General features: G+C 60.8%; 21 protein-coding genes. 8 read left to right on the top strand and 13 right to left on the bottom strand.

Translation table 11 applies throughout. From position 1 onward, the window contains the following. Nucleotides 1–83 precede the first annotated feature (83 nt). From GIW02_RS21820 to GIW02_RS21840, 5 genes are all read right to left on the bottom strand, one after another. Entirely contained in the window at nt 84–623 is a 540-nt protein-coding gene (locus tag GIW02_RS21820; protein WP_236412263.1) for a C40 family peptidase, read from the bottom strand. A 144-nt stretch (nt 624–767) separates the two neighbouring features. Beyond that, complete coding sequence (locus GIW02_RS21825) at nt 768–1,397, bottom strand: NlpC/P60 family protein (protein ID WP_236412265.1); 630 nt, start codon at nt 1,395–1,397, stop codon at nt 768–770. Nucleotides 1,398–1,606: 209 nt separating this feature from the next. Further along, the gene (gene hda / locus GIW02_RS21830) at nt 1,607–2,311 is read right to left on the bottom strand and encodes a DnaA regulatory inactivator Hda (RefSeq protein WP_058422138.1); all 705 of its coding nucleotides are present in this window, start codon (nt 2,309–2,311) and stop codon (nt 1,607–1,609) included. Between the two features lie 195 nt (nt 2,312–2,506). Beyond that, on the bottom strand, nt 2,507–3,580 hold the full coding sequence (locus GIW02_RS21835) for an AI-2E family transporter (RefSeq protein WP_236412267.1): 1,074 nt from the start codon (nt 3,578–3,580) through the stop codon (nt 2,507–2,509). 42 nt (nt 3,581–3,622) lie between these two features. Continuing rightward, nucleotides 3,623–4,663, bottom strand: a complete 1,041-nt coding sequence (locus GIW02_RS21840; protein ID WP_236412269.1) for a DUF2066 domain-containing protein — start codon at nt 4,661–4,663, stop codon at nt 3,623–3,625. A gap of 355 nt (nt 4,664–5,018) precedes the next feature. On the opposite strand from GIW02_RS21840, the gene purM reads away from it, so the two are divergent. The 4 genes from purM (at nt 5,019) to GIW02_RS21860 (ending at nt 8,016) form a co-directional block, all read left to right on the top strand. Further along, on the top strand, nt 5,019–6,077 hold the full coding sequence (gene purM, locus GIW02_RS21845; protein WP_236412271.1) for a phosphoribosylformylglycinamidine cyclo-ligase: 1,059 nt from the start codon (nt 5,019–5,021) through the stop codon (nt 6,075–6,077). After that, nucleotides 6,077–6,727 carry a phosphoribosylglycinamide formyltransferase gene (purN, locus tag GIW02_RS21850; protein ID WP_236412273.1) on the top strand — a complete coding sequence of 217 codons (651 nt, stop codon included), beginning with the start codon at nt 6,077–6,079 and terminating at the stop codon, nt 6,725–6,727. The genes purM and purN overlap by 1 nt, the downstream gene beginning before the upstream one ends. Before the next feature lie 8 nt (nt 6,728–6,735). Then, nucleotides 6,736–7,449 carry a DUF3108 domain-containing protein gene (locus tag GIW02_RS21855; protein ID WP_122717886.1) on the top strand — a complete coding sequence of 238 codons (714 nt, stop codon included), beginning with the start codon at nt 6,736–6,738 and terminating at the stop codon, nt 7,447–7,449. A gap of 378 nt (nt 7,450–7,827) precedes the next feature. Beyond that, nucleotides 7,828–8,016 (top strand): hypothetical protein, encoded by a 189-nt coding sequence (locus tag GIW02_RS21860; protein WP_236412275.1) that lies wholly within the window; start codon nt 7,828–7,830, stop codon nt 8,014–8,016. A gap of 511 nt (nt 8,017–8,527) precedes the next feature. Here the strand turns inward: GIW02_RS21860 and GIW02_RS21865 are convergent. From GIW02_RS21865 to GIW02_RS21900, 8 genes are all read right to left on the bottom strand, one after another. After that, nucleotides 8,528–9,073 (bottom strand): DUF2058 domain-containing protein, encoded by a 546-nt coding sequence (locus GIW02_RS21865; RefSeq protein WP_236412276.1) that lies wholly within the window; start codon nt 9,071–9,073, stop codon nt 8,528–8,530. 25 nt (nt 9,074–9,098) lie between these two features. Continuing rightward, nucleotides 9,099–9,932: a nucleoside triphosphate pyrophosphohydrolase gene (mazG, locus tag GIW02_RS21870; RefSeq protein WP_236412286.1), complete on the bottom strand. Its 834-nt coding sequence runs from the start codon at nt 9,930–9,932 to the stop codon at nt 9,099–9,101. 127 nt (nt 9,933–10,059) lie between these two features. After that, nucleotides 10,060–12,303 carry a GTP diphosphokinase gene (gene relA / locus GIW02_RS21875; RefSeq protein ID WP_236412288.1) on the bottom strand — a complete coding sequence of 748 codons (2,244 nt, stop codon included), beginning with the start codon at nt 12,301–12,303 and terminating at the stop codon, nt 10,060–10,062. Between the two features lie 136 nt (nt 12,304–12,439). Next, nucleotides 12,440–13,792 carry a 23S rRNA (uracil(1939)-C(5))-methyltransferase RlmD gene (rlmD, locus tag GIW02_RS21880; RefSeq protein WP_236412298.1) on the bottom strand — a complete coding sequence of 451 codons (1,353 nt, stop codon included), beginning with the start codon at nt 13,790–13,792 and terminating at the stop codon, nt 12,440–12,442. Continuing rightward, nucleotides 13,792–14,694, bottom strand: a complete 903-nt coding sequence (gene cysM, locus GIW02_RS21885) for a cysteine synthase CysM (protein WP_236412299.1) — start codon at nt 14,692–14,694, stop codon at nt 13,792–13,794. Before cysM ends, rlmD begins: the two co-directional genes overlap by 1 nt. 83 nt (nt 14,695–14,777) lie before the next feature. Beyond that, nucleotides 14,778–20,705, bottom strand: coding sequence for an NEL-type E3 ubiquitin ligase domain-containing protein (locus GIW02_RS21890; RefSeq protein ID WP_236412307.1), 5,928 nt, complete (start codon nt 20,703–20,705; stop codon nt 14,778–14,780). 74 nt (nt 20,706–20,779) lie between these two features. Continuing rightward, nucleotides 20,780–21,370: a DTW domain-containing protein gene (locus tag GIW02_RS21895; RefSeq protein WP_236412309.1), complete on the bottom strand. Its 591-nt coding sequence runs from the start codon at nt 21,368–21,370 to the stop codon at nt 20,780–20,782. A 6-nt stretch (nt 21,371–21,376) separates the two neighbouring features. After that, nucleotides 21,377–22,270, bottom strand: coding sequence for a LysR family transcriptional regulator (locus GIW02_RS21900; protein ID WP_236412311.1), 894 nt, complete (start codon nt 22,268–22,270; stop codon nt 21,377–21,379). Between the two features lie 247 nt (nt 22,271–22,517). Between GIW02_RS21900 and speB the strand changes: the two genes are divergently transcribed. The 4 genes from speB to GIW02_RS21920 are packed head-to-tail and all read left to right on the top strand — an operon-like array spanning nt 22,518 to nt 26,833. After that, nucleotides 22,518–23,468 carry an agmatinase gene (speB, locus tag GIW02_RS21905; protein WP_003210733.1) on the top strand — a complete coding sequence of 317 codons (951 nt, stop codon included), beginning with the start codon at nt 22,518–22,520 and terminating at the stop codon, nt 23,466–23,468. Next, on the top strand, nt 23,468–23,893 hold the full coding sequence (locus tag GIW02_RS21910) for a nuclear transport factor 2 family protein (protein WP_236412314.1): 426 nt from the start codon (nt 23,468–23,470) through the stop codon (nt 23,891–23,893). Before speB ends, GIW02_RS21910 begins: the two co-directional genes overlap by 1 nt. Nucleotides 23,894–23,914: 21 nt before the next feature. Further along, on the top strand, nt 23,915–25,426 hold the full coding sequence (locus GIW02_RS21915; protein WP_236412316.1) for a cytosine permease: 1,512 nt from the start codon (nt 23,915–23,917) through the stop codon (nt 25,424–25,426). A gap of 24 nt (nt 25,427–25,450) precedes the next feature. Next, on the top strand, nt 25,451–26,833 hold the full coding sequence (locus GIW02_RS21920; RefSeq protein WP_236412318.1) for a sodium:solute symporter: 1,383 nt from the start codon (nt 25,451–25,453) through the stop codon (nt 26,831–26,833). The last annotated feature ends 158 nt before the right edge of the window (nt 26,834–26,991 follow it).

Genomic DNA, 26,991 nt, shown 5'->3' on the forward strand with positions numbered 1-26,991 from the left:
GGCGATGGATCAGTCAATCAACCTGTTGACTGACACTCTGCCTTCGCGAGCAAGCCCGCTCCCACATTTGGTTTGCGCTCAGCCTAGGGGTTACGTGCCAGATTCGCGGGCAACACACGCTTGGCGCTGAGGTAGGCATTCTGCCAATATGCCTTGGACAGGGTATCGAGCTTCACCGTACCGCCGGTTTGCGGTGCATGGACAAAACGGCCTTCGCCCACGTAGATCCCGGCGTGGCTGACCTGGGAGCCACCGCCAGTGGCGAAGAACAGCAGGTCGCCGGTTTGCAGGTTCTGTTCGCTGACATCCTGAGCACGCATAACGATCAGCTCACGCGTGGTGCGCGGCAAGGAAATGCCCGCCGCGTCACGGTAGACAAACCCGATCAGGCCACTGCAGTCAAAACCCGAGTCTGGGGTGTTGCCGCCCCAACGATAAGGCGTGCCAACTAGGCCAAGGGCGCGGAAGAGCACATCTTCAGCAGCAGGTGAGTAATTCTGGCTGGAATAGTTGAACACCGGCTTAGGCTTGACCGCTACAGGAGCGGGCGGCGGTGGGCGGCTTGCGCAGGCGCTGAGCAGCGCGGCGCAAACAATAAGAATCAGGCGGGCCGAGGTCGACATGTGCAGAACAATCCTGGTCTGGATGCGGCTTTCGCTGCCGAACGCTGAAAACCAGAACGCGCAAGCAAAGCTCGCGCGAACGGATTACAACAATGTCCAGGGATTCTAGCGCTTACACGTCAAACTTCAAGTATCACTTTAAGTTTACTTGCTAGCGGTAACCGTTGTCGGGGCCATGGCGAGTGCGCGCTTGGCTTCGATGAAGGTTTTGCTCCAGTAGCTGTCGCCCAGGCTGTCGACTCGAACACCGCCACTGCGGCGGCTGCTGGAGTGGATAAACTGGTTATCGCCCAGGTAGATACCGGCATGACTTACACGCCCGCGGCCCGCTGTACTGAAGAAAAGCAGATCACCGGGCTTGAGGTTGTTGCGTGCGACCAACGGTGCTTTCACGTTGATCATTTCGCGCGTCGAGCGTGGCAGGTTCATGCCAGCTTCTTCACGAAACAGGTAGCCGATGAAACCGCTGCAGTCGAAACCGGCTTCGGAGGTACCGCCGAAACGGTAACGGGTACCGATCAGGGACATGCCGCGTTCGAGGATACTGTCGGCCAGCACAGGGAGCTGGTAAGGCTTGCTGCCGGCAAAGTCGGACAGTTCGCTTTCAGTTGCCACTTCTTCCTCATAAACAGAGGCAGATTGTGCAGCAACGAATTTAGCCTGGTGTTGAACCTGTGGTTTTTGCTGTTCTACCACCTGTTGGGGGTGGGAGGCGCAACCAAACAACAGGGTAACGAGTGCGAGAGGCACGAGGGGTGCGAAGCGATTTAGCATGGGCACGACCGTGGCTGATATGTAAAGAAGTCGAGACTATGCCCACTATCACATCGATTTGCAAATTCAATCGTGATCTATGTGACTTCGCGATTGGACTATGACATCTAAGCCGTAATTCCATTTTTAGGTTCAAATGCGTAGCCAGACGGGCTCAAACGCAGGTTTTCTGACGCCTGGAAATTGCCGAACCCTACAGATTCAACAGGTTACCAACCCAACGTTTCTTTGAGGAACGGGATCGTCAATTTTCGTTGCGCTTGCAGGGAAGCCTGGTCGAGTTGCTCGAGCAGGTCGAACAACGCGCTCATGCTGCGGGTGCCACGCGTGAGAATAAAGTGCCCTACTTCGTCGGTAAGGTGCAGGCCGCGTCGCGATGCGCGTAATTGCAGGGCGCGCAATTTATCTTCGTCGGACAGGGGGCGCATCTGAAAGATCAGCGCCAGGGTCAGGCGCGACTTGAGGTCAGCCAGCTTCACCGGCAATTCACGCGGCGAGGTAGACGCTGCAATCAGCAAACGTCGGCCGCTGTCACGCAGGCGGTTGAACAGATGGAAGAGCGCCTCTTCCCACTCCGCCTTGCCCGCGATGGCCTGAAGGTCGTCGAGGCACACCAGCTCGTATTGCTCAAGATGGTCGAAGATCCCGATGCCGCGGTCCATCAACTCAGCCAGAGGCAGGTAAACCGCCGGCTCGCCCATCTGCTCGAACCGCAGACACGCCGCCTGCAACAGGTGGGTACGCCCCACGCCGTGCTTGCCCCACAAATAGATCAGGCTTTCGGTCCACCCGGCGTCGGCTTCGCATAGCCGCTCGACATAGCCGAGTGCAGCGGCATTGGCGCCTGGGTAGTAGTTGATAAAGGTAGCGTCATCACGCAGACGCACACCTAAGGGCAGCTGAATCGGTTTCATGCTGACTGAACGGCTCCAAACGAACCGTTAGTGGCCTCTGTGTAAAGTTTGCAAAGTTTATACCCGTGACGCCGGGCGCACAATGCAGCAGACCACAAGCAAAATCAAAGGTTTGCGTTAACCTGGCGGTTTTGCGCAAATTGTTTGACGCCTTCAACGACAAACCCGGCCTGAGCCGGGTTTGCCGCGCAGCACTTACAGGTCAGGGTCTTCGACCCCGGTATACACATCCGAATCCTTGTACACATCATGCACATGGCGCACCAGCACCATGATCACCGCCGCCACCGGCAGCGCCAGCAGGATGCCGGTAAAGCCGAACAGCTCACCGCCCGCCAGGATCGCGAAGATCACCGCCACCGGGTGCAGGCCAATCCGGTCGCCCACCAGCAACGGCGTCAACACCATGCCTTCCAGGGCCTGGCCCACCATGAACACGGCGACAATCCCGAGCATCGGGTAAAGGTCGCCACCGAACTGGAACAGGCCCGCCACCAACGCGGCGCCGATGCCGATCACAAACCCCATGTACGGCACGATAGCCGCCAGACCGGCGATCAAGCCGATCAACAGGCCCAGCTCCAGGCCGATCGCCATCAGGCCGGCCGCGTAGATAACCCCCAGCGCCAACATCACCAGCAACTGGCCGCGCACGAAGGCGCCAAGCACCTCATGGCACTCACCGGCCAGGGACACGATGCGCTCCTCCCGATCGCGCGGCAGCAGGCTGCGGATCTTGGCCATCATGATGTCCCAGTCGCGCAGCAGGTAGAACGCTACCACCGGGATCAGCACCAGGTTGGTCAACCAGCCAATCAGCGCCAGGCTGGAGGCGGTTGCCTGGCTGAGTACCATACCGACGATATCGGTAGTCTGGCCCATATGCTCACTGATGGCCGCCTTGACCTTGTCGAACTTCCAGAAGCCATCCGCCAACCCCAGCTTGGCCTGGGCCCACGGCATCGCCGTGTGCTGCAGCCAGTCGAGCATTTGCGGTGCAAGCTCATACAGGCGGAACAGTTGCTTGGCCAGCATCGGCACCAGCACCAGCACCAACGCCGTGATAATCAACGTGAACAAGGCAAACACCGCCACGACACCCAGGGTTCGCGACAGGCCGGCTTTCTCCAGGCGATCCACCACGGGATCGAACAGATAGGCCAGCAGCAACGCAACCAGAAACGGCGTCAGGATCGAATGCAGCAAGAACACAAAAACGCACAGCAGGACAATCCCGCCTAGCCACACCCAACGACGCGTATCCGCCATAAACCACTCCATCATTTGCTTCTATCTATATAGGAAGAACATTTACCAACGAAAACGCAGCTGCGCCTGCGGCTCAGGGGCCACCGCCGGCTGCGTACCCTCGACCACCGGTTGCTGGGCGGGCGCCTCGCTTGCAGGCACCTCCTGCAACTTGGCCAAACTCAACTGCGTCCGCAACTGCTCGGCACTGCCATTGACGCGATACACAATACGATCGCCCTCCACCCGCTGCGGCTGGCCGCCAAACGGCTCGAGCAAACGCCCCAGCGCGGCGTAGCGCTCCAGGTTCATGCCCTGCACTTCCAGCAGTTGCTCGGCACTCATCCCAGGCTTGACCGCAAAGCGCGGTGCCAGTTTTTGGCTGACAGCCAGTAACACCGCATCGGCCACGGCGGCGGTGTCGGCACCTTGCGCGGTGCCCTGCTCGCTCTTGTCGCCCAGCCACAGGCGCCATTTGGCTTGCCACTGGCTGCCTTCCTGGCGAGCATGCACGGCGAGCAAGGCGTCGGCGCCGTAGCGTTCGGAAGCGGCGCGCAATGGCGTGGCGTCAGCACTTTCCAGATTCGGTGCAGTGGCAACAACTTGCTCATCCAGGTCGCCCAACGGCAGGCGCAGCGGTAGGCCACGGTGTTGTGCCGCACGGCGCAGTGCTGCCGCGATGGTCTGGCCATCGCCTACCAGGCTGCTGCCCTCGGTGGAGTCGTTCAGCCACCAGCCAAGGATCGACGGCCGATTGCTGCCCCAGATCGACAGGCCCGCCTCACGCAAGGCGCGATCGGTGCTGACCGGGTCGAAATCCACTTGCAGGCTCTCGGGCGGGCCGGCCTCGTAGCCGTATTGGCTGATGATTTGCTGCGGGTCCTTGCGGATCGCCGCCAGGCCCGGGCCCTCGGCGGCCTTGGCGTCGCCGGTGAGGCGAATCACCAGGGTCTGCACGGCGCGCTGGGTGGCCTGATCGCGTTCTTGCGGGGCCTGGCTGCTGACGGGTTCGAGTACTTGATAAAGGCCATTGAGGGTTTCGGCATGACTCGCCAGGCTGACCAACGACAAACAGCCTACAAAAAAGAATTTACACAGACGCATGGAAGATTCCCGGACGACAAATTTAGCGGCTGGAACAGACCGCGTGAACTCGGTTGGCAAGGCTGTGACCACCGCGACCTACAAAACATTCACAGGGTCGCGGCAAGTTTTCGCCCTGTCATAACGATAGCGGGTTAAAGGCTATACCTTAATACGCGCCTTGGCAGACTCGATGAGCATTTTTTTAACCGGCTTTTTTAACCTATATGGCCCTGCCCGTCGGCCCGAGGATGGCCGCTGCCCCTCAAGCCTGATAAAATCGCGCGCCTTCGCAGACCGTCCACGGCTGGGCCTTTTACCAAAAGCCCCTGCCCGCTCGGTCGTTACCCCTGAATCCCCCCTAAAGGCCTGGATCATGAGCAAGCAACCCTCCCTGAGCTACAAGGACGCCGGTGTAGACATCGACGCCGGTGAAGCATTGGTCGAACGCATCAAGAGCGTCGCCAAGCGCACTGCGCGCCCCGAAGTCATGGGCGGCCTGGGCGGTTTTGGCGCCCTCTGCGAAATCCCGGCCGGCTACAAGCAGCCTGTGCTGGTTTCCGGCACCGACGGTGTAGGCACCAAGCTGCGCCTGGCACTGAACCTGAACAAGCACGACACCATCGGCATCGACCTGGTTGCCATGTGCGTCAACGACCTGGTGGTCTGCGGCGCCGAGCCGTTGTTCTTCCTGGACTACTATGCCACCGGCAAGCTGAACGTAGACACCGCGGCACAAGTGGTCACCGGTATCGGCGCGGGTTGCGAGCTGTCGGGTTGCTCCCTGGTCGGCGGCGAAACCGCTGAAATGCCAGGCATGTACGAAGGCGATGACTACGACCTGGCCGGCTTCTGCGTCGGCGTGGTGGAAAAAGCCGAGATCATCGACGGCTCCAAAGTCGCTGCCGGTGATGCCCTGCTCGCCCTGCCGTCCTCCGGCCCGCACTCCAACGGCTACTCGCTGATCCGCAAGATCATCGAAGTGTCCGGTGCCGACATCGAAACCATCCAGCTCGACGGCAAGCCTCTGACCGACCTGCTGATGGCGCCGACCCGCATCTACGTCAAGCCACTGCTCAAACTGATCAAGGACACTGGCGCAGTCAAAGCCATGGCCCACATCACCGGCGGCGGCCTGCTGGACAACATCCCACGCGTGCTGCCAAAAGGCGCCCAGGCGATTGTCGACGTGGCCAGCTGGCAGCGCCCTGCTGTGTTCGACTGGCTGCAAGAGAAAGGCAACGTCAACGAAACCGAAATGCACCGCGTGCTGAACTGCGGCGTGGGCATGGTCATCTGCGTGGCGCAAGAGCACGTTGAAACCGCACTGAACGTACTGCGTGAAGCCGGCGAGCAACCTTGGGTCATCGGTCAGATCGCCACCGCTGCAGAAGGCGCTGCGCAGGTCGAACTCAAGAACCTCAAGGCTCATTGATGTCCCAGACCTGTAATGTCGTGGTGCTGCTCTCCGGCACCGGCAGCAACTTGCAGGCCCTGATTGACAGCACGCGCACCGGCGACAGCCCGGTGCGCATCGCTGCGGTGATCTCCAACCGCAGCGACGCCTACGGCCTGCAACGCGCCAGGGACGCAGGTATCGACACCCGCTCCCTGGATCACAAGGCTTTCGACGGCCGCGAGGCCTTCGACACTGCCCTGGTCGAACTGATCGACGCCTTCAACCCCCAACTCGTGGTACTGGCCGGTTTCATGCGCATTCTCAGCGCTGATTTCGTGCGGCACTACGAAGGGCGCCTGCTGAATATCCACCCGTCCCTGCTGCCTAAGTACAAGGGCATGCATACCCACCAACGTGCCCTCGACGCCGGCGACAGCGAGCATGGCTGCAGCGTGCACTTTGTCACCGAGGAACTCGATGGCGGGCCTCTGGTCGTACAGGCAGTGGTTCCGGTAGAGTCTGACGACTCGGCGCAGAGCCTTGCGCAACGGGTTCATACCCAGGAACACAGGATTTACCCGCTGGCGGTTCGCTGGTTTGCCGAGGGGCGGTTGATTCTCGGTGACCAGGGTGCATTATTGGACGGTCAGTTACTTGCGGCCAGCGGCCACTTGATTCGAACCTAGGAGATTTTATGCGTCGCGCCTTGCTCTTCGCTTTTGCGCTGTTCGCCTTGCCTGCCGTGCAAGCAGCAGACCTACACCCCTTCTCCGTCAGCTACACCGCCGACTGGAAACAGTTGCCCATGAGTGGCTCGGCTGAACGCAGCCTGGCCAAGAATGGCGATGGCACCTGGACCTTGAATTTCAAGGCATCCATGATGATCGCCAGCCTGACCGAAACCAGCGTGATCCTGTTTGACAAGGACACCCTGCAACCCAAGAGCTACACGTTTGAACGCGGTGGCTTGGGCAAAGCCAAGAAGATCAACCTGGATTTCGACCAGTCCGCCAAGAAAGTCACCGGCTTTGAAAACAAGGACGCGGTCAACGTGCCCCTGCAAAGCGGCATGCTCGACAAGTCGACCTACCAGTTGGCCCTGCAGCGCGATGTCGCCGCCGGCAAGAAGAGCATGAGCTACAACGTGGTTGAAGGCACCGACGTCGACACTTACGACTTCCGTGTGATTGGCCCGGAAAAGGTTCAGACCAAGGTTGGCTCCATCGACGCGATCAAGGTTGAGCGCGTGCGTGACCCGACCCAGAGCAAGCGCATCACGCAGATGTGGTTTGCCAAGGACCAGGGCGGCATCCTAGTTGCCCTGCGTCAGGTTGAGACCGACGGCAAGGAATACAACATCATGCTGCAAGACGGTACCGTTGACGGCAAGGCTGTCAAAGGTAGCTGATGGGCTGATGAGTCAAAAAGGAGCCTCGCTGAATGCGGGGCTTTTTTTCGCCTGCAGGTTTTGCTTTGAAGCGTATACCGCTATCGCGGGCAAGCCCCCTCCCACATTTTGAGCGCATTTCAACTGTGGGAGCGGGCTTGCTCGCGAAGGCGGCGACAGGGTCAACGCAAGGTCACAGCGCCACTTGAACATGAAACTTTTGTCATAAAACTCAGCACCCTGCGACGCAATGTCGCGGTTTACGCGGCCTGCAGCACTGTTGCATTTTCTGCAATGAGTTGTTGCGCGAAAAGTCGGTTTACTTAGCAAGCTAACAAAACATATAACAAAGACCTGCGACGACTTGCCGCAGACCCCACCAGAGATTGGAGCAAGCAGATGACTGTAAAAGTAACTGAGCGCGACGACGAACATATGTCCCATGAAGCGGTAGCCCATGGGATTCACATCTGGGACGTACATCAACAAGACCTGCTAGTCGGCATGTTTCACAACGAGAGCGACGCTCATAATTATAAAAACGAGCTGGAAACCCTTGAGATGAGACGCCAGGCACAAAGCTCCTGAGACGCTGAAATTCAACAGGCAACCCGGTTGTGGCAAGCGAGCTTGCTCGCGCTGGGGCGCGAAGCGGCACCATGAGGCCATCGCATTCCGTCAGACAGAATCCCTATACCGGATTGGGGCTGCTTCGCAGCCCAGCGCGAGCAAGCTCGCTCGCCACGTGGGTTGCTTGTAAATACAAACCCCGCCTTTTGAGTGGGGTTTGTTTTTTGGGGCTGCTGCGCAGCCCAGCGCGGGCAAGCCCGCTCGCCACATGGGTTGCTTGTAAATATAAACCCCGCCTTTTGAGCGGGGTTTTGTGTTTTGGGGGCTGCTTCGCAGCCCAGCGCGAGCAAGCTCGCTCGCCACAGGGGTTGCTTGTAAATATAAACCCCGCCTTTTGAGCGGGGTTTTGTGTTTTGGGGGCTGCTTCGCAGCCCAACGCGGGCAAGCCCGCTCGCCACAACAAGCCCGCTCGCCACAGCAAGCCCGCTCGCCGCAGCAAGCGCGCTCGCCATGGGGCGCGTTTAACGCATTACCACATCAGGTCATCGGGGATCTGGTAGGCGGCGTACGGATCGTCTTCATCCGGCACCTGGCTTTCGGTGAGGATATTGAGCTGCACGATGCGCTCCGGTGCACGCTCCTGGATCTTCAGCGCCGCCTCACGCGGGATCACCTCGTAGCCGCCGCCGTGGTGCACGATGGCCAGGGAGCCGTTGCTCAGCTTGTTGCGCATCAATGTGTTGACCGACAGGCGCTTGACCTTCTTGTCATCTACAAAGTTGTAGTAGTCCTCAGTGGTCAGCTTGGGCAGGCGCGAGGTTTCGATCAATTGCTTGACCTGGGCCGTACGGGCCTTGGCCTCGGCTTTTTCCTGTTGCTGGCGGTTCAGCTCTTGATCGCGCTTGACCTTCTCAGCCTTCGCCTCGGCAGCCAGGCGAGCCTGGGTGTCATCGACCTCGGCCTGGCCCTTGTGGACCAGGCGCTGCTGCTTCTGTTTCTCTTTGCCGACCTGTTTGGCCTGCTTTTGGTTGACCAGCCCTGCTTTGAGCAACTGGTCGCGAAGGGAAATGCTCATGGTGCTTACTCACTTAGGCAACTGCTCAACCGCAGCTGGACACATTCTTTTCCTGACGTTTGGCTTCACCCCACAGGGCGTCCAACACGTCGAGGGTGCAATCTTCTATGGGTTGGTGCGTTTCGCGCAATGCCTGTTCGATAAATCGGAAACGTCGTTCGAACTTGGCATTGGCGCCACGCAGCGCGGTTTCCGGGTCGACCTTGAGATGACGGGCCAGGTTGACCGCTGCAAACAGCAGGTCACCGACCTCATCGGCGATAGCCGCCGGGTCGTCGTCGGCCATGGCTTCGAGCACTTCATCCAGCTCTTCGCGCACGTTGTCCACCACCGGCAAGGCGGACGGCCAGTCGAAACCGACCTGGCTGGCGCGCTTTTGCAATTTGGCGGCACGCGACAGCGACGGCAACGCCGTAGGCACATCGTCCAGTAGGGATAGCTGCTCCGGCGCGTCGGATTTTTCCGCACGTTCCTCAGCCTTGATCTGCTCCCAACGCTCTTTCACCTGTTCTTCGCTGAGCTGAGGAATATCCAGCGGTGCGTACAGGTCGCCGGTGGGGAACACATGGGGATGGCGACGGATCAGCTTGCGCGTGATGCTGTCGATCACCCCGGCAAATTCGAAGCGGCCTTCTTCGCGTGCCAATTGGCTGTAATACACCACTTGGAACAGCAGGTCGCCCAACTCACCCTGCAGGTGATCGAAGTCGCCGCGCTCGATGGCGTCGGCAACTTCATAGGCTTCTTCCAGGGTGTGCGGGACGATGGTCGCGTACGTTTGCTTGATGTCCCACGGGCACCCGTATTGCGGGTCCCGCAGGCGATTCATCAGGTGCAGCAGGTCTTCAAGTGAATACATCGGTCTCTTTCCGCTGAAGATCAAATGTGGGAGGGGGCTTGCCCCCGATGAGGCCGGTTCAGCCAGACCTATGTTGACTGACCCACCGCTAATCGGGGGCAAGCCCCCTCCCACATTTTTGACCGCATCATGGGGTGCGGTTACGCCGTGTCTCGATGATATTCGGCAATTGCGAAATCCGCCCCAGCAACCGTCCCAACGCGTCCAGCCCCGGAATCTCGATGGTCAAGGACATCAGCGCAGTGTTGTCCTCTTTGTTCGAGCGGGTGTTGACCGCCAGCACGTTGATCCGCTCGTTGAGCAGCACTTGCGATACGTCACGCAGCAAACCGGAGCGGTCGTAGGCGCGGATGATGATGTCCACCGGGTAGGTGAGCACCGGCACCGGGCCCCAGCTGACCTGGATGATGCGCTCCGGCTCGCGCCCGCCCAACTGCAGCACCGAGGCGCAATCCTGGCGGTGAATGCTCACGCCACGGCCCTGGGTGATGTAGCCGACGATGGCGTCGCCCGGCAACGGCTGGCAGCAACCGGCCATCTGCGTCATCAGGTTGCCCACGCCCTGGATCTGGATATCGCCGCGCTTGCCGGGCTTGTAGCCGGTGGCTTTGCGCGGGATCAGTTCCAGCTGTTCGCTGCCGCGTTCCGGCTCCACCAACTGCTGGGCCAGGTTGACCAACTGCGCCAGGCGCAGGTCGCCGGCGCCGAGGGCGGCGTACATGTCTTCGGCGATCTTCATGTTGGCCTTTTCGGCCAGCTTGTCGAAGTCCACCTGGGGCAGGCCCAGGCGCGCCAGTTCGCGTTCGAGCAGGGTCTTGCCGGCGGCGACGTTCTGGTCACGCGCCTGCAATTTGAACCAGTGGACGATCTTCGCCCGTGCCCGCGAGGTGGTGATGTAGCCCAGGTTCGGGTTCAGCCAGTCGCGGCTCGGTGTGCCGTGCTTGCTGGTGATGATCTCGACCTGCTCACCGGTTTGCAGGCTGTAGTTGAGCGGCACGATGCGCCCGTTGATCTTTGCGCCACGGCAGTTGTGGCCGATTTCGGTATGTACGCGGTAGGCAAAGTCCAGCGGCGTGGCGCCCTTGGGCAAGTCGATGGCGTGGCCGTCGGGGGTGAAGATATAGACCCGATCCGGCTCGATATCCACCCGCAGCTGTTCGGCCAGGCCGCCGATGTCGCCAAGCTCTTCGTGCCATTCCAGCACTTGGCGCAGCCAGGAGATTTTCTCTTCGTACTGGTTGGAGCCGGCCTTGACGTCGGTGCCCTTGTAGCGCCAGTGCGCGCACACGCCCAGCTCCGCCTCTTCATGCATGGCGTGGGTGCGAATCTGCACTTCCAGCACCTTGCCCTCGGGGCCGATCACGGCAGTGTGCAGCGAGCGATAGCCGTTTTCCTTGGGGTTGGCGATGTAGTCGTCGAACTCCTTGGGAATATGCCGCCACAGGGTGTGCACAATACCGAGCGCGGTATAGCAGTCGCGCATTTCCGGCACCAGCACGCGCACGGCACGCACGTCGTAGATCTGGCTGAAGGCCAGGCCCTTGCGCTGCATTTTGCGCCAGATGGAATAGATGTGTTTGGCGCGGCCGCTGATGTCGGCTTCGACGCCGGTGGCCTGCAACTCTGAGCGCAGCTGGTTCATCACGTCGGTGATAAAGCGCTCACGGTCGAGCCGCCGTTCGTGCAGCAGCGTGGCGATCTGTTTGTATTGGTCGGGCTCAAGGTAACGGAAGGACAAGTCCTCCAGCTCCCACTTGATATGGCCGATGCCCAGGCGGTGTGCCAGCGGCGCGTAGATGTCGAAGACTTCGCGGGCCACACGGTTGCGCTTCTCGTCGTCGGCGGTTTTCACCGCACGGATCGCGCAGGTGCGCTCGGCCAGCTTGATCAGGGCGACGCGTACGTCGTCAACCATCGCCACCAGCATCTTGCGCAGGTTCTCGACCTGGCCCTGGGTGCCCAGCACCATGGACTGGCGCGGGCTGAGGCTGGCGCTGATGGCAGCCATGCGCAGCACGCCGTCGATCAGCTTGGCCACCACCGAGCCGAAACGCTGGCCCACGGTGGCCAACGGAATATGCCCCTCACGCACGCCGCGATAGAGCACGGCAGCGATCAGCGAATCCTGGTCCAGCTTGAGATCGGCAAGGATCTCGGCGATTTCCAACCCGGTGCGAAAGCTGGAAGTGCCTTCGGCCCACAGGTTCTTGGCCGCATTGTCTTGCTGTTCAGACTCACGAGCGAACTCGCAGGCTGCCTTCAAGGCTTCACGGTCCAGTGCCGGGTCGACACTGATGGCATGATCCAGCCATGCCTCGAGATTGATACTGCCGTCGGTGTTGATCGGCTGGTGTGCTCTCACCTGTACCATCTTGCTTACCTTCCCTACGACGCACCTTTGATGCGCCAAAAATCATCGCCGACCTGCTTTATCACTAAAGCTTACACAGACTCCCTGGCAGGTCACGGCCTTGGAGAATGCAGGCCAGTCGGATTAAACGGGCATCCTAGCCCGCTTCAAATAACGCCATGGCCTCGACATGTGCCGTCTGCGGAAACATGTCGAGGATCCCGGCACGTTTTAGCCGGTAGCCTTGCTTGACCAACTCAACCGTGTCCCGCGCCAGCGTGGCCGGGTTGCAGGACACATACACCAGACGCTTGGCCCCAAGCGTCGCAAGCTTGCGCACAACCTCCAGGGCACCATCACGGGGTGGGTCCAAGAGTACCGCAGAAAAGCCCTGTTTGGCCCATTGCGCGTCAATCAAAGGCTGGGACAAATCGGCCTGAAAAAACTGCGCATTATGCAAATTGTTGCTGACGGCGTTCAGCGCCGCCCGCTCCACCATGGTCTGGACGCCTTCCACCGCCACCACTTCACGCACGTGTTTAGCCAGCGGCAAGGCAAAGTTGCCGAGGCCGCAAAACAAATCCAGCACGCGCTCATCCGGCTGTGGCGCCAGCCAGTCCAGGGCCTGGGCAACCATCGCCTCATTGACCCCGGCGTTGACCTGTACAAAATCACCTGGCCGGTATGCCAGCTCCAGATCCCAGGCCGCCAACCGGAAACCCAGGGCTTGGTCGGGCTCCACGGGTTCGGGCTGGCCTTCGCCATGCAGCCACAATTGGGCTTCATGGAAGGCGCAGAATTCTTTCAATACCTGCAGGTCTGCCTCGGACAGCGGCGCCATATGCCGTAGCAACACGGCGATGGACGAACCACTGAACAGCTCCACATGCCCCAAGGCCTGCGGTTTGCTCAGGCGGCGCAGCATGTTCGGCAAGCGCTGCATGATCGGTTGCAAGGCCTGTACCAGCACCGGGCAATCATCGATGGCAACGATGTCCTGGCTGGCCACCGCACGAAAGCCCACCTCAAGGGTTTTCGCCTTGGCATCCCAACGTACGGCCACGCGGGCGCGACGTCGGTAGCCAAATTCCGGCCCGCTCAACGGCGCTGCCCATTCTTGCGGCTCGACACCTGCCACGCGGGACAGTTGCTCGGCGAGCATGCGCTGTTTCAGGGCAAGTTGTTCGGCATGGGGCAGGTGCTGCACGCTGCAGCCGCCGCAGCGGCCAACGTGCGCGCACGGCGCCGGGCGACGCAGTTCGCTGGCCTTGAACACGCGCTCGGTACGCGCCTCGACCACTTTGCCGTGGGTGCCCAGCACGCGTGCCTCGACCTCTTCGCCGGCCAGCGCGCCATTCACAAACCAGGTGCGGCCTTCAAAGAACACAATGCCGCGGCCGTCATTGGCCAGGCGCTCGATGGTCAGGCGTTGTTTCTTGCCTACCGGTATCTGCGGGGCCCGGCTGCCGCCCGTCGGTTGGAAGCGCAGGCCTCTCTCGTGCTTGGCCATCAGTTGGGTTCGTCGAAAATGCCGGTCGACAAGTAACGGTCGCCTCGGTCGCAGATGATCGCAACGATCACCGCGTTTTCCACTTCTTTGGACAAGCGCAACATACCCGCAACCGCGCCACCGGAGGACACGCCGCAGAAGATGCCTTCCTCACGCGCCAGGCGGCGGGTGGTGTCTTCGGCTTCGCGCTGAGCCATGTCGATGATGCGGTCCACACGCGTCGCGTTGTAGATCCTGGGCAGGTACTCTTCGGGCCAGCGGCGGATGCCTGGGATGGCCGCGCCTTCCATCGGTTGCAGGCCGACGATCTGGATCGCCGGGTTCTGCTCCTTGAGGTAACGCGAATTACCCATGATGGTGCCGGTGGTGCCCATCGAGCTGACGAAATGGGTGATGGTGCCCTGGGTCTGGCGCCAGATTTCCGGGCCGGTGCTGGTGTAGTGCGCCTCGGGGTTATCGCCATTGGCGAACTGGTCCAATACCACGCCACGGCCTTCGGCGGCCATGCGCTCGGCCAGGTCGCGGGCGCCTTCCATGCCCTCTTCCTGGGTAACCAGCACCAGCTCGGCGCCATAGGCGGTCATCGCCGCCTTGCGCTCGGCGCTGCCGTTGTCGGGCATGATCAGCACCATTTTGTAGCCTTTGATCGCCGCGGCCATGGCCAGGGCGATGCCGGTGTTACCGGAGGTGGCTTCAATCAGGGTGTCGCCTGGCTTGATCTGCCCGCGCAACTCGGCACGGGTGATCATCGACAGCGCCGGGCGGTCTTTGACCGAGCCGGCCGGGTTGTTCCCTTCGAGCTTGAGCAACAGGGTATTGCTGGTTTCACCCGCCATGCGTTGCAAGCGAACCAGGGGCGTGTTGCCGACGCAATCGGCGATTGTAGGGTACTGCAAGGTCATGGCGTATTCGCAATCCAGACTGCGGGGGCGAACATCATACCGGGAAAGGTCGGCGGGCCATATCACGCAAAGTACGGTGCTTATTACTGATGGATATAAGCAGCGTCTGCGGCACCGTTGAAGTTAGCCCACTCACCCTGTGTCAGCGCTAGAAACAAGCGTTCTTCATCGACCCGACGCCGGCGGGACAGGTCATTGACTGAATCCAGGTAGGCCCCCTCACTCAGCTCATCGCTGTTGAGTCTATCCAGGACAATCTCCAACTGCCGATCGTAAGTCGTCAATGTGGCTTGTATGCGCACCTGATACTTCGCTTGCAGAAACCGCTGCCAATACTCGCTCTGAACCAACCACGCCGGCCAGTCCAACGCCGCCTCGTCAGCCAGGGTGCGGTTACGCAACGACGCAACTGCGTCGGGGCTGGGAGTGCCCAATATTCGGTCCAGTCGCTCGCCGAATCCCAGCGGCAGATCCAGCGTTTGGGACAAGGCAATTCGATAGGCCAGTATCCGTGTTCCCGCCAGCTCTGGAGCCTGATCAGGCTCAAACAACAGGATCGCGTTGGTGATGGCTGCCAACCGGCTAATGGCGCGAAAACAGTTCAAGAGCGGCATGGCATTACTGTCGCCTCTGATGTGCAGCTCGAACATCATGAACTTGAGCTCCAGATCGTTGAGCGACACCATCCAACCGTTCACACCACGGCTCATTTCATACCGATGATTGAACATGATCGTAGCCAGTTCCGCGTTATTGGCAGCCCCGTCGATCAAACGCCAGACTCTGCCGGCCAAGTCTTCCCGCAGGGCCCGATACCCTGGAGCGAGCAACTGGGGGTTGGCGGCAATCCGCTCGATCAAGTTGAAAAAGGCGCCAAAGATCTCGCGTGCCTGCAAGTCCCGCCACAGCTCGAGATGCATGGGAACGTCTCTGAACGGCAACACCGCCAACCATCGGTCGGAGCTGGCGGTGGCAAGCGCGTTATGTGGATGCAACCCGAAATAGATGTCTGAACACCCCGGCTGCTCCCGATACCGACGAAGCATTTGAAGCGTGCCCTCCAACAAAGGGTTACCGGACAGATCCATGGCTCGATGTACATCAGCAAATAAAAACAAATCGGAACGGGTAAGTACCCTGATCAGATTATCCCGCAGGTCAAAGACGGCAAGCCATCTCAGGGTAACGGCGCCCTTGGGCAGGCTTTCCAACTGCGTGTTGCGCACATTCAAATACTGCAGATATTTCAATCGATACAGGTCCAGGCGCTGCCCTTGCCGGAGGGGGTTCGAGGACAGATCCAATACGCGCAACTGCACCAGATCGCTCAGGTAAACCACATCACCCAGTTTGAACTTGAGTCGATTATTACTCAGATATAGAGCACTTAGATTCGGCATCCCGGAAAGCCCTGAAGGCATCTGCTCAAAACGGTTGTGACTCAAGTAAATTCGCTTCACCGCCGGGAAACAGCGCAGGAAATGCTTGGGTAATTGAGAAAGCTGGTTATTTTTAAAGCTCAATACCTCCACGTGCCCAAAATGAGCGCCCAACGGGGGTAAATCGGTCAGGTCCAGACCATCGAGATTCAGTTCCTTGACCATGGCCGTCCCATGAGTGGAAGCCTCCCTGGCCCAACATCGCTGAATACGTACAACCGCCACGTCCCGAGCCTCCCGCGCCGGGCCGACTGACGCCTCTTCAAGCCAGCGCCCCAGCACAACGTTCATCGCATCACGTTCGCGGTAGAGATAGTCAATCATTGCATCGCGGTCTCGCACCGAGTCGCCAGCGTCCTTCCACACCTGTAAAACCTCGTCGTCGGTTTTCGACGGATACAACTTGCGCAAGCGCATAACCTGGCTGCGTTCAGTCGGTCTGAGCCGTCTACCACTCAGCGGGTAAGCGATGCGCCCATCCGCCACGCGCTGCGGCGGATGAAAACGTGGCCAACGCCCCACACGATCCTGGGTTTCGGCAAGCTCCCATGTGCGCTGCAGACGCGAACGCACCTGCTCCAGTAATTCACTCTCCCCTGCGCCCTGGATGTAACCCAATGACTGCCGCTCGACCGACGGCAGCGCAGCCAATAAAACCTCAAGAAAGGGACCAGGACTTCCCACGGGCTGTCGTCGCCCGTTCGTCAGGGGGATATACACCTGATACTGCTGGGATGCCGACTCCACGATGCGCTGGAGCGCTGCGTCGAACGGGCCGACGCTGGTCTGCATAAAACCGCCCTTCCACACTTCAACCCTCAGGTGCGCCGGCCAACCGTCTATTTGCGGCAATGCATGCAGGAGCGCTTTCGTGCTGTCCTCGTTGGCCGTGGCAGGCAAATGCACGCTTTCCAGAAGCCGGGTTTTGCGCAGGTATTCCACCCACCATCGGACCGCCGAGGTCAGCGTCAATGGCACAACCCCTCTCTCCAGGCTTCGACGCTCGGCCGGGGTAGCGTCGCGTACGAGATCTTCGGCGACCCGGTTCGTCAAGCTGGGGTTGATCCGCTGAAGCACTTGCGCCAGAGGGTCAGTGGAGTGTTGGTGGTCAGGGCATAGCGCCTTGAAGATAAGGTGCTCCATCTTGGGCTTGTCCTGCGCGACTTTCGCCTGCAGGATGGCGACCTGATCGGCACGCGAGACGCCTTCGCGCCCCACCAGTGCATCTGCGCGATCGGAATCGACTTCGCCAAGCAACTGGTCAAAAAAATCCGCCCCCACGTCCACGCCGGCCTTGACCCGTTGATGAGTATTGAAGCGCTCGACGGTCTCCACAAGCATCACGGGAGGCCGCTCATTGCGCACATGGACGCGGCGCAGCATGTCCTCAGTCACACCGCTGATGCGTTGCACTTGGTCAATAGCGTCAGGTGAAAGACCGCGCACCCACGGCCCCAGGCGATAAAACGGCTTCTGGCCATCCCAGGTCAGCGGGTTCTCCCACTCATGCCGCCAGGCACCGGCGCCGTTATGGCTCAGCCGGGGCTCATACGCATCCTTGAGCGCGGGATGTGTAATGCACGGCCGCGTCTGCGCTGCCCTGGCCACCTTGTAATAGAAGCCTTCGAGAAACACATAGCGATCCGCCCCCAGGCCATAGAGCCCGAGGGCGTCAGGCGTGAGCCCGATCTGCGACTCATCGACCGCGCTGGCGTAGTGGGTGATTTTACGAAGGCGGGGATAAAACGTGCCATCCGCCGCACGATTGCGCAGCAGAACCTGCGCCACCCGATAGCGCAAATCGGCCACGGCCTGTTGTGCATAGCCCCCGAAGAGCGAACCTTCGCCGGCGGACAACGCATGCAATATCGCCTGGTAAAAACCGTCGGGGCCGCGCTGCAACGCTCCGCCAAGGTTGGTGCGATGGTCAAACGCAGAAAACACCCCGCCACTATGATCCAGCACCACCACTGTTCGATCATTCGCGCCCTTCGATACATACGTCACCGGCTCTGCCACGGGGCTGACCACCAACGCCCTGCCGGTGACATTCTGCAGAACGCTATCGGCAAACGCCTGGGCCCACTGCTGGGTTTGCCAATCAAACCGTCGCGGGTGGAAAACCCCATCGACCAGCGCCTCGCGCCGGGCCGTCTGCCGCGCAGCACGCAGGGCGTTGTAAAGCCCTTCGGGCTGCAATTGGGTGTCCAACAGCTGTGTTTGCTGATGTTCAGACAGCGGATGTTGATCCAGCACCTCCAGCAATCTCACCAGGCTGACCTTGGGGTGCAAGGCCCGCAGTGCTTCAATCACCGGCGGTGTGGTCACGCCCTGGCCGACGGTATCGGGCAATAGCTTTTTCACTGCGGGCCGCGCGCCACGCGCAGCCGAACGGCTGGCTTGGGCAAAAAAGGCGAGCGCTTCAAACAGCTCGATTCGGCAGGTGCGCGCCAGCGCCGCGAGCCCCTGACGAACTGCTTGCGCGCCCATCGGGAAGTGCTCCGGCAACAACGCCACGATCGCCTGAGGCAGATAAGCCGTGAGCTGGCGCGGCGTCGAAAAACTGAACTGATAATTCTCCAGGGCCGTCACCGTGACCATGTTCGACGCAGCCCGCGCGGCATCCTTGCTGTAGCGCCGCAGTTCCACGCCTTGGTGATCCTCGATGCGCAGGGCGGTGTCCGACGGCCAGTGCTCCAACTGCGTGAGCAGCGGCGCCAACACCTCAAATGAACCCACCGGCGCGGGACTGTCCTGGGCATTGGCAACCCAATCGATCAGCCTGTCGGCATTGAACCGGTGCGTGGCCTCGACCAGCGAAGCCGAAGGCGGCGCGCCGTCCCACACGGCATGCAAGTCCGGAGTTGCAGTGGCGCTCGTTTGCAGCACAGCCTCCAGCGCCCGCACTGGGGCCTCGTTGCCAGCGATGATGCGCTCCAGCAACTGCGAGTCGCCCAGCCGCTGGCGGTCCTGCGTGACGCTGGCGTTGTGCTGTTGAGACAGCTGTTGATAAAGCACCTGGTGTCGCCGCCGAACGGTCAGCGCAAGGCGGGTATGCAGCCGGCCGCTGATCAATAAGTCGGCCATATCGATCACACTCTGCAGCAACGTGCCCGGCCGCCCCATAAGCGCCTCGCTCGCACCATCGATCAGCGCCTGCCCGAGCGCCGTGAACAGCGCCAAGGCTCTCACGCGGCCCATGCCTTTGAGCGGGCCGGGCACCGGTATCAGCAACAGCTCGAGGGTTTCATCGAGCACGGTGCTGAAGAGGCTACCCAGGGTCGCCATCAACCCAGGCGTCTCGTTGGCCAGGCTTTGCAGATTGCCCCGGCAGCGATTGACGTAGATGTTGTTCAAGCTGGTCACCGGCATGTTCTCAACCACCTTGCGGGTGTAGCCGACCTTTTTAACCAGTGGCGTGGTAGGCAGCCACATGATGCATTTATAGAGAATACCGGCCCAGGAATTCAGGTCCTCGGGCGCCGTGAGCGGCTTCACCAGTTGCTTCAAGCGAAGGCTGTCGTTCAGCAACATCGTCGAGTACAGCCAGTCCACCTTCCCACGGCTGTAAAAGCCGTGGAACGCGACATTGAATTCCACGCAGGCTTCACGAAAGCTGTCGTGGTGTCGCAGGGTTCCACCCGGCCGATTGGGGAAGAAGCTGAAGGCTCCCGGCACCCCTTCAACGGAAAATACGATGTGGGGGATGCTCAGGTAATCGCCTGGTGGTATCCCCCGATGCAACCCTATGAGCCCCAATGACTGGGGCAACCAACTGACACCGCCCGCCCCCAAGGAAATGAACAGCAGCATTTCCTCGGTCCCGCCCCATTGCGCCTCACCGCTCAGGGCTTTTTTTACCCACTGGTATTTCGCTCGATCAACGCGGCTGGAGCGAGCATTTCTAAGGGCCTCGATCAGGGCAAACTCGAACTCGGCAGTCGCCAGGCGCATGATCGAAATGCCCAGTGCAGACAACGGCTGCAGTGCCTGGGCAAGCAGCACCTTGAGCTGGTCACCGAGATTGAGATCGCGCACCAACGCAATAAAGTCAGCGGAACTGACGTTAATATCCAGGTAGCTGGCATGTGCTACGCCAGTGCGGCCGGGAAAGCTCCAACCGGTCAGGCCGTCGTAATTGGTGCACGCGGCGTCCCACAGGGTAAGGCTGGATACCTTGATGTCAGCGTCTTGGGCCGCTCGTTGAGTGCCGCCGGACGGGGCTAGATAGCGCGTGTGGATTTTGGCGACTTTCGGGTCGACATCGCCGCCGGCCAGCCTCGTCAAGCCCTCGCGCAGCGACGCCAAGGCTTGAGTCTCGAAGTCCTCGGTCAGCAGACGAATCTCGCTTTGCACCGCGTTTTCAGCCTCGATCAACACCCGTTGAAGACGCACATACTCCAGCTTCTCCTGGTCGTTGAGCGCCTCGAGAAACCCATCGAATGTGCGCCGCAGGCCATCCAAGAGTTGCAGGGTTGACCATTCGGCACCGGCCTGCAAAGGCAAACGAGCCCGTTGCTCAGCGGTAAACACCGCCAACGACGGCGGTACATCGGTTGTCGACTCAGTCATTTTCCGCTCCACGAAAAATGACCAGCCTACTCAGCCTCCGTCAGGACGCAGGGTATCTATATACCCCCCCGGTTTCAGCCATGATTTTTCTGGAATACCGCCGGCCCCATAGCCGCAATCTGCCCTTCGATCAACGCCTCGAACGGTTTGAGCAACGGCTCGAAGGACATCGGCGCTTCCAACACCTGCAACGCCTGCGCGATCGCTTCAATCGTCGACAAGGCCCCCGGCCCTGGCGCCTTGCGCAGTCGATAACGCGATGCGCCGCCCTCAGCCAACGTCACCCGTGGCAACGCCGCCAGCAAGGGATTGAGGTGCAACAGTTTGCGCGCCTTGCGCCAGGTGCCGTCGGGCACTACCAGCAAAAGCGGTTGATCGCTGGGCGCATAAGCGTGCAGCGGTTGGGCGTCGTCAGCCGGAAACAACAGCCGCGCCTGATAGCCGGGCGGGGTTAACAAGGTCGCCAGATCAGCAAACACCTCCCCCACCACCAACTGCGCATTATTCAAGCCCAGCGCCGCCAACCGCGCGGTGTTGAGCGCATGGTGGACCTCACTCGGGTGCTGCAACAGCAACACCCGCGTGCGGCTGTCGAGGCTGGGGATCAGCGCGCACAGGCAGTGGGCGGTGGGCCGCAGGCAGCGGGAACATTGGGGTCTGGACATGGTTTATCAGGCCTGGTTGAGCTGGGCTTTGAGGAGATCGCGGAAGGTTTGGATCAGCGGTTCGCGGCTGCGGCCCCGGCGCATGATCATCGAGAACGGCGCCTGGTAGCCGAAGGTCGCCGGCAGCAACACGCGCAGGTCGCCCTTGTCGGCCCAGGCCTGGGCATAGTGCTCGGGCAGGTAGCCGATGTAGGCGCCGGAGAGCACCAGAATCAGCTGCGCCTCCATACTTTCTACCGTGGCCGCGCTGTGCTTGAAGCCGTGGCGCGCCAACTCGGCCTGGCTCCAGTAACCACGCCCGACCATGCGCTGTTGGGTGATCACCTGTTCGGGGATGCGCCGCTCGCCGAACAACGGGTGCCGCGTGCTGCAATACAGCCAGTGCTGTTCACGGTACAGCGGCATATAGATCAGCCCGCTCATGCGGTTGGAGAAAGCGCCGATGGCCAGGTCGAGGCGATTGTCTTGCACGCCCAACTGCAATTCATACGGGCTCATCACCGACAAATGCAGGTGCACCGCCGGGTGCTCCAGGCTATACGCGCCAATCACTTCGGCGAACGGCAAGGCTTTGTCGCTGACAGTGGAGTCGAGCACACCCAGCTTGAGGGTGCCGCGCAACTCGCCCTTGAGCGCAGCGGCGTATTGCTCGAAACCTTCCAGCTCGCCGAGCAGGCGCAGGGTTTCGTGATGGAACAATTCGCCCTTGCTGGTGAGGCTGAACCCGCCGCGCCCGCGATGGCACAGCACCAGGCCCAACGCGCTTTCCAACTGGCTCATATACGTGCTGATGGCCGAGGTGGACAGGTTGAGCTCGTGCTGGGCATTCGCGAACCCCTGGTGCCGCACGACGCTGACGAAGATGCGCAAGAGTTTCAGGTCGGGCAAGGCGTTGGCCATGTTCAGCTCCAGAGGTACACAAAAACCTGTGGGAGAGGGCTTGCCCCCGATAGCGCTGGGTCAGCTGCATATTGGCTGGCTTATCCACTGCTATCGGGGGCAAGCCCCCTCCCACATTTGAGCGCAGTTTACCCCAGGCATTAGTTTAGAAAAATCTGAACTAAGTATTTGCCCCTGCCGATTCTTTCGGGTCGGTGTATTTCGCAGAATCGGCCCTTAATAAACACAACAACGATGAGGCAATCCCGTGGACAAGATTTTCCACCAACCACTGGGCGGCAACGAAATGCCGCGCTTCGCCGGCATCGCCACCATGATGCGTCTTCCCCATTTGCAATCGGCCAAGGGCCTGGACGCCGCGTTTGTCGGCGTGCCCCTGGACATTGGCACTTCGCTGCGCGCCGGCACCCGTTTCGGGCCGCGTGAGATCCGCGCTGAATCGGTGATGATCCGCCCGTACAACATGGCCACCGGCGCCGCGCCGTTCGACTCGCTGTCGGTGGCCGACATCGGCGACGTGGCGATCAATACCTTCAACCTCCTCGACGCCGTGCGCATCATCGAAGAAGCCTACGATGAGATCCTCGAGCACAACGTGATCCCGATGACCCTGGGCGGCGACCACACCATCACCCTGCCGATCCTGCGCGCAATCCACAAGAAACACGGCAAGGTCGGGCTGGTGCACATCGATGCCCACGCCGACGTCAATGACCATATGTTCGGCGAGAAAATCGCCCACGGCACCACCTTCCGCCGCGCCGTGGAAGAAGGCCTGCTCGACTGCGACCGCGTGGTGCAGATTGGCCTGCGTGCCCAGGGCTACACCGCCGAAGACTTCAACTGGAGCCGCAAACAGGGGTTCCGCGTGGTCCAGGCGGAAGAATGCTGGCACCACTCCCTCGCACCATTAATGGCCGAAGTGCGCGAAAAAGTCGGCGGCGGGCCGGTGTACCTGAGCTTCGACATCGATGGCATCGACCCGGCCTGGGCGCCCGGCACCGGCACCCCGGAAATCGGCGGGCTGACCACCATCCAGGCGATCGAAATCATCCGCGGCTGCCAGGGCCTGGACCTGATTGGTTGCGATCTGGTAGAAGTTTCGCCGCCCTACGACACCACCGGCAACACCTCGTTGCTGGGCGCCAATTTGCTCTACGAGATGCTCTGCGTGCTGCCCGGCGTGGCGCACCGCTGATGAGCGCGCACGCCGAGGTACTGCGTGCCGCCGCCGATCTGGTGTCGGCCTTCGCCCGCAATGACCGCGCCGCCTATTTCGGCGCGTTCACGGCCGATGCCAGCTTCGTGTTCTACACCCTCCCCCAGCCGCTGCTCAGCCGCGACGCCTACCAGGCGTTGTGGGACAGCTGGCGTCGGGACGAAGGGTTCGAGGTGCTCTCCTGCACTTCGAGCAACGCCTTTGTCAGCCTGCAGGGTGACGTGGCGATATTTATGCATGACGTGGCCACCGAACTGCGCATGAACGGGGAGCAATTTCATAGCCAGGAACGCGAAACCATTGTCTTCAAACGGCAAGGGCTTGGCGCACAACAACAAGAAGGCCTGTGGCTGGCCTGTCACGAACATTTGTCCGCTATGCCGGAAGGGCTGCCGCCCCATTAGCCAATGTGATCGGAGCTGATCATGAATAATAAAAACAACGAAAACAGTATTCGCAAAATAGAAACCAACGGGGTCGAACAGATCCCGGACCACGAACGTACCGCCGGCCCCAAGGATCTGTTTCGACTGATCTTCGGCGGCGCCAATACCTTCGCCACCGCCGTGCTGGGTTCGTTCCCCGTGCTGTTCGGCTTGTCGTTCCAGGCCGGTGTCTGGGCGATTGTGCTGGGCGTGCTGGTGGGTGCGCTGATCCTGGCGCCCATGGGCCTGTTCGGCCCCCTCAATGGCACCAACAACGCCGTGTCTTCCGGTGCGCACTTTGGTGTGCATGGGCGAATTGTCGGCTCGTTTCTGTCGCTGCTGACGGCAATTGCCTTCTTCTCACTGTCGGTGTGGAGCTCAGGCGATGCACTGGTTGGCGGTGCGAAACGTCTGATCGGCCTGCCGGAAACCGACCTGACGCTGGGCCTGGCCTATGGCCTGTTCGCGCTGCTGGTGCTCACGGTCTGCATCTATGGCTTTCGCTTTATGCTGTGGGTCAACCGCATCGCAGTCTGGGCCGCGAGCCTGCTGTTTTTGCTGGGCATCTTCGCCTTCGCACCGACCTTCGACAGTCATTTCGCGGGTACCGTCGCCATGGGCCAGAGCGGCTTCTGGGCGGCCTTTATCGGCGCAGCGCTGGTGGCCATGAGCAACCCGATTTCGTTCGGTGCGTTCCTCGGTGACTGGTCACGCTACATCCCGCGCGAAACACCGAAAATACGCATCATGCTGGCGGTGGTCCTGGCGCAGATCGCGACGTTGATCCCCTTCCTGTTCGGCCTGGCCACCGCGACCATCGTGGCGATCAAGGCACCGGACTACATCGCGGCCAACAATTACGTCGGCGGCTTGCTGGCGGTGGCGCCGAGCTGGTTCTTCCTGCCGGTGTGCCTGATTGCCGTGATCGGCGGCATGTCCACCGGCACCACGTCGCTGTATGGCACGGGGCTGGACATGTCCAGCGTGTTCCCGCGCCTGTTGTCGCGGGTCAAGGCCACGCTGCTGATCGGGGTCATGTCGATTGCCTTCATCTTTATCGGACGTTTCGCCGCCAACCTGGTGCAAAGCGTGTCGACCTTCGCCGTGCTGATCATCACCTGCACCACACCGTGGATGGTGATGATGATCATCGGCCTGATCGTGCGTCGCGGCTTTTACTGCCCGGATGACCTGCAAGTGTTCACCCGCGGTGAAACCGGTGGCCGCTACTGGTTCAGCCATGGCTGGAACTGGCGCGGGCTGGGGGCGTGGATTCCAAGCGCGCTGGTGGGCCTGTGTTTCGTCAACCTGCCGGGGCAGTTTGTGGGGCCACTGGGCAACCTCGCCGATGGCATCGATATCAGCCTGCCGGTGACGCTGGGGCTGGCGTCGGTGGTGTACCTGACGTTGCTGCGCATGTTCCCGGAACCGGCTGAGGTGTATGGACCCAGAGGAACAAGCCCCCTCACCCCACAAGACTCTGTAGCCACTGCAAGCGTCCCCACTGCATAAAACAATAATCGGAGAACCGCCGTCATGGCTTTGGATTTATTCGTCGTACTCATCTACGCCGCCGGCATGCTCGTGCTCGGCTATTACGGCATGCGCCGCGCCAAGACCCACGAAGATTACCTGGTGGCCGGGCGCAACCTGGGCCCGTCGCTGTACATGGGCACCATGGCGGCCACGGTATTGGGCGGTGCGTCCACCGTCGGCACCGTGCGCCTGGGCTACGTGCATGGCATCTCCGGTTTCTGGCTGTGCGCCGCGCTGGGCGCGGGCATCATTGCGCTGAACCTGTTCCTCGCCAAGCCGCTGCTCAAGCTCAAGATCTTCACCGTCACCCAGGTCCTGGAAAAACGCTACAACCCGATGGCCCGTCAGGCCAGCGCGGTGATCATGCTGGCCTACGCGCTGATGATCGGCGTGACCTCGATCCTGGCCATCGGCACCGTGCTGCAAGTGCTGTTCGGCCTGCCGTTCTGGGTCTCGGTGTTGCTGGGCGGTGGCGTGGTGGTGGTTTACTCGACCATCGGCGGTATGTGGTCGCTGACCCTCACCGATATCGTGCAATTCGTGATCAAGACTGTCGGCCTGATGTTTATCCTGCTGCCGATCTGCCTGTACCGCGTCGGCGGCTGGGACGAACTGGTGGCCAAGCTGCCGGCGTCGAGCTTCAGCTTCACCGCGATCGGCTGGGACACGATCATCACCTACTTCATGATCTACTTCTTCGGCATTCTGATCGGCCAGGACATCTGGCAACGGGTGTTCACCGCCCGTGACGAAAAGGTCGCCAAGTACGCAGGCACCTTCGCCGGCTTCTACTGCATCCTTTATGGCCTGGCCTGTGCCCTGATCGGCATGGCGGCTCACGTGCTGATTCCGGACCTGGATAACGTCAACAATGCCTTTGCGGCAATCGTCAAAGCCTCACTGCCGGACGGCATTCGCGGCCTGGTGATTGCCGCGGCCCTGGCCGCGATGATGTCCACCGCCAGCGCCGGCCTGCTGGCCGCCTCCACCGTCTTGACCGAAGACCTGTTGCCGCGTTTGCGCGGTGGCAAACAGTCGAGCTTGAACATCAACCGCCTGTTCACGTTGCTGACCGGGATTGCCGTGCTGGGTATCGCGCTGGTGGTAAGCGACGTGATCAGCGCCCTGACCCTGGCCTACAACCTCTTGGTGGGCGGCATGCTGATCCCGCTGATCGGGGCGATTTTCTGGAAACGCGCAACGACCTCGGGTGCAATCACCTCCATGACCTTGGGCTTTGTGACCGCGTTGGTGTTCATGATCAAGGACGGCTTGGACGCCAACACGCCGATCTATTACAGCTTGGCCATCGGCTTGGTGAGCTTTGTGGTGGTGAGCTTGCTGTCGCCCCGACCTGACACGATGACGGCTCGGGCGGTGTAGGACACAACGGGATTCAACGCAGTTTCTTCAGCGGGTGCGACGTCGGATGTCGCACCCGTTTTTTTTGCCTTGCGCAAAAAAATGTGGGAGCGGGCTTGCTCGCGAAGGCGGTGTGTCAGTCAACATTGCCGTTAACTGGCACACCGCCTTCGCGAGCA

The organism is Pseudomonas syringae, assembly GCF_021606685.1.
In the GTDB taxonomy this organism is placed as follows: Bacteria; Pseudomonadota; Gammaproteobacteria; order Pseudomonadales; family Pseudomonadaceae; genus Aquipseudomonas; species Aquipseudomonas syringae_R.

Excerpts from the sequence above, each read along its gene's own strand:
- GIW02_RS21820 (WP_236412263.1), bottom strand. The coding sequence starts at position 623 with ATGTCGACCTCGGCCCGCCTGATTCTTATTGTTTGCGCCGCGCTGCTC.
- GIW02_RS21825 (WP_236412265.1), bottom strand. The coding sequence starts at position 1,397 with ATGCTAAATCGCTTCGCACCCCTCGTGCCTCTCGCACTCGTTACCCTG.
- hda (WP_058422138.1), bottom strand. The coding sequence starts at position 2,311 with ATGAAACCGATTCAGCTGCCCTTAGGTGTGCGTCTGCGTGATGACGCT.
- GIW02_RS21835 (WP_236412267.1), bottom strand. The coding sequence starts at position 3,580 with ATGGCGGATACGCGTCGTTGGGTGTGGCTAGGCGGGATTGTCCTGCTG.
- GIW02_RS21840 (WP_236412269.1), bottom strand. The coding sequence starts at position 4,663 with ATGCGTCTGTGTAAATTCTTTTTTGTAGGCTGTTTGTCGTTGGTCAGC.
- purM (WP_236412271.1), top strand. The coding sequence starts at position 5,019 with ATGAGCAAGCAACCCTCCCTGAGCTACAAGGACGCCGGTGTAGACATC.
- purN (WP_236412273.1), top strand. The coding sequence starts at position 6,077 with ATGTCCCAGACCTGTAATGTCGTGGTGCTGCTCTCCGGCACCGGCAGC.
- GIW02_RS21855 (WP_122717886.1), top strand. The coding sequence starts at position 6,736 with ATGCGTCGCGCCTTGCTCTTCGCTTTTGCGCTGTTCGCCTTGCCTGCC.
- GIW02_RS21860 (WP_236412275.1), top strand. The coding sequence starts at position 7,828 with ATGACTGTAAAAGTAACTGAGCGCGACGACGAACATATGTCCCATGAA.
- GIW02_RS21865 (WP_236412276.1), bottom strand. The coding sequence starts at position 9,073 with ATGAGCATTTCCCTTCGCGACCAGTTGCTCAAAGCAGGGCTGGTCAAC.
- mazG (WP_236412286.1), bottom strand. The coding sequence starts at position 9,932 with ATGTATTCACTTGAAGACCTGCTGCACCTGATGAATCGCCTGCGGGAC.
- relA (WP_236412288.1), bottom strand. The coding sequence starts at position 12,303 with ATGGTACAGGTGAGAGCACACCAGCCGATCAACACCGACGGCAGTATC.
- rlmD (WP_236412298.1), bottom strand. The coding sequence starts at position 13,792 with ATGGCCAAGCACGAGAGAGGCCTGCGCTTCCAACCGACGGGCGGCAGC.
- cysM (WP_236412299.1), bottom strand. The coding sequence starts at position 14,694 with ATGACCTTGCAGTACCCTACAATCGCCGATTGCGTCGGCAACACGCCC.
- GIW02_RS21890 (WP_236412307.1), bottom strand. The coding sequence starts at position 20,705 with ATGACTGAGTCGACAACCGATGTACCGCCGTCGTTGGCGGTGTTTACC.
- GIW02_RS21895 (WP_236412309.1), bottom strand. The coding sequence starts at position 21,370 with ATGTCCAGACCCCAATGTTCCCGCTGCCTGCGGCCCACCGCCCACTGC.
- GIW02_RS21900 (WP_236412311.1), bottom strand. The coding sequence starts at position 22,270 with ATGGCCAACGCCTTGCCCGACCTGAAACTCTTGCGCATCTTCGTCAGC.
- GIW02_RS21910 (WP_236412314.1), top strand. The coding sequence starts at position 23,468 with ATGAGCGCGCACGCCGAGGTACTGCGTGCCGCCGCCGATCTGGTGTCG.
- GIW02_RS21915 (WP_236412316.1), top strand. The coding sequence starts at position 23,915 with ATGAATAATAAAAACAACGAAAACAGTATTCGCAAAATAGAAACCAAC.
- GIW02_RS21920 (WP_236412318.1), top strand. The coding sequence starts at position 25,451 with ATGGCTTTGGATTTATTCGTCGTACTCATCTACGCCGCCGGCATGCTC.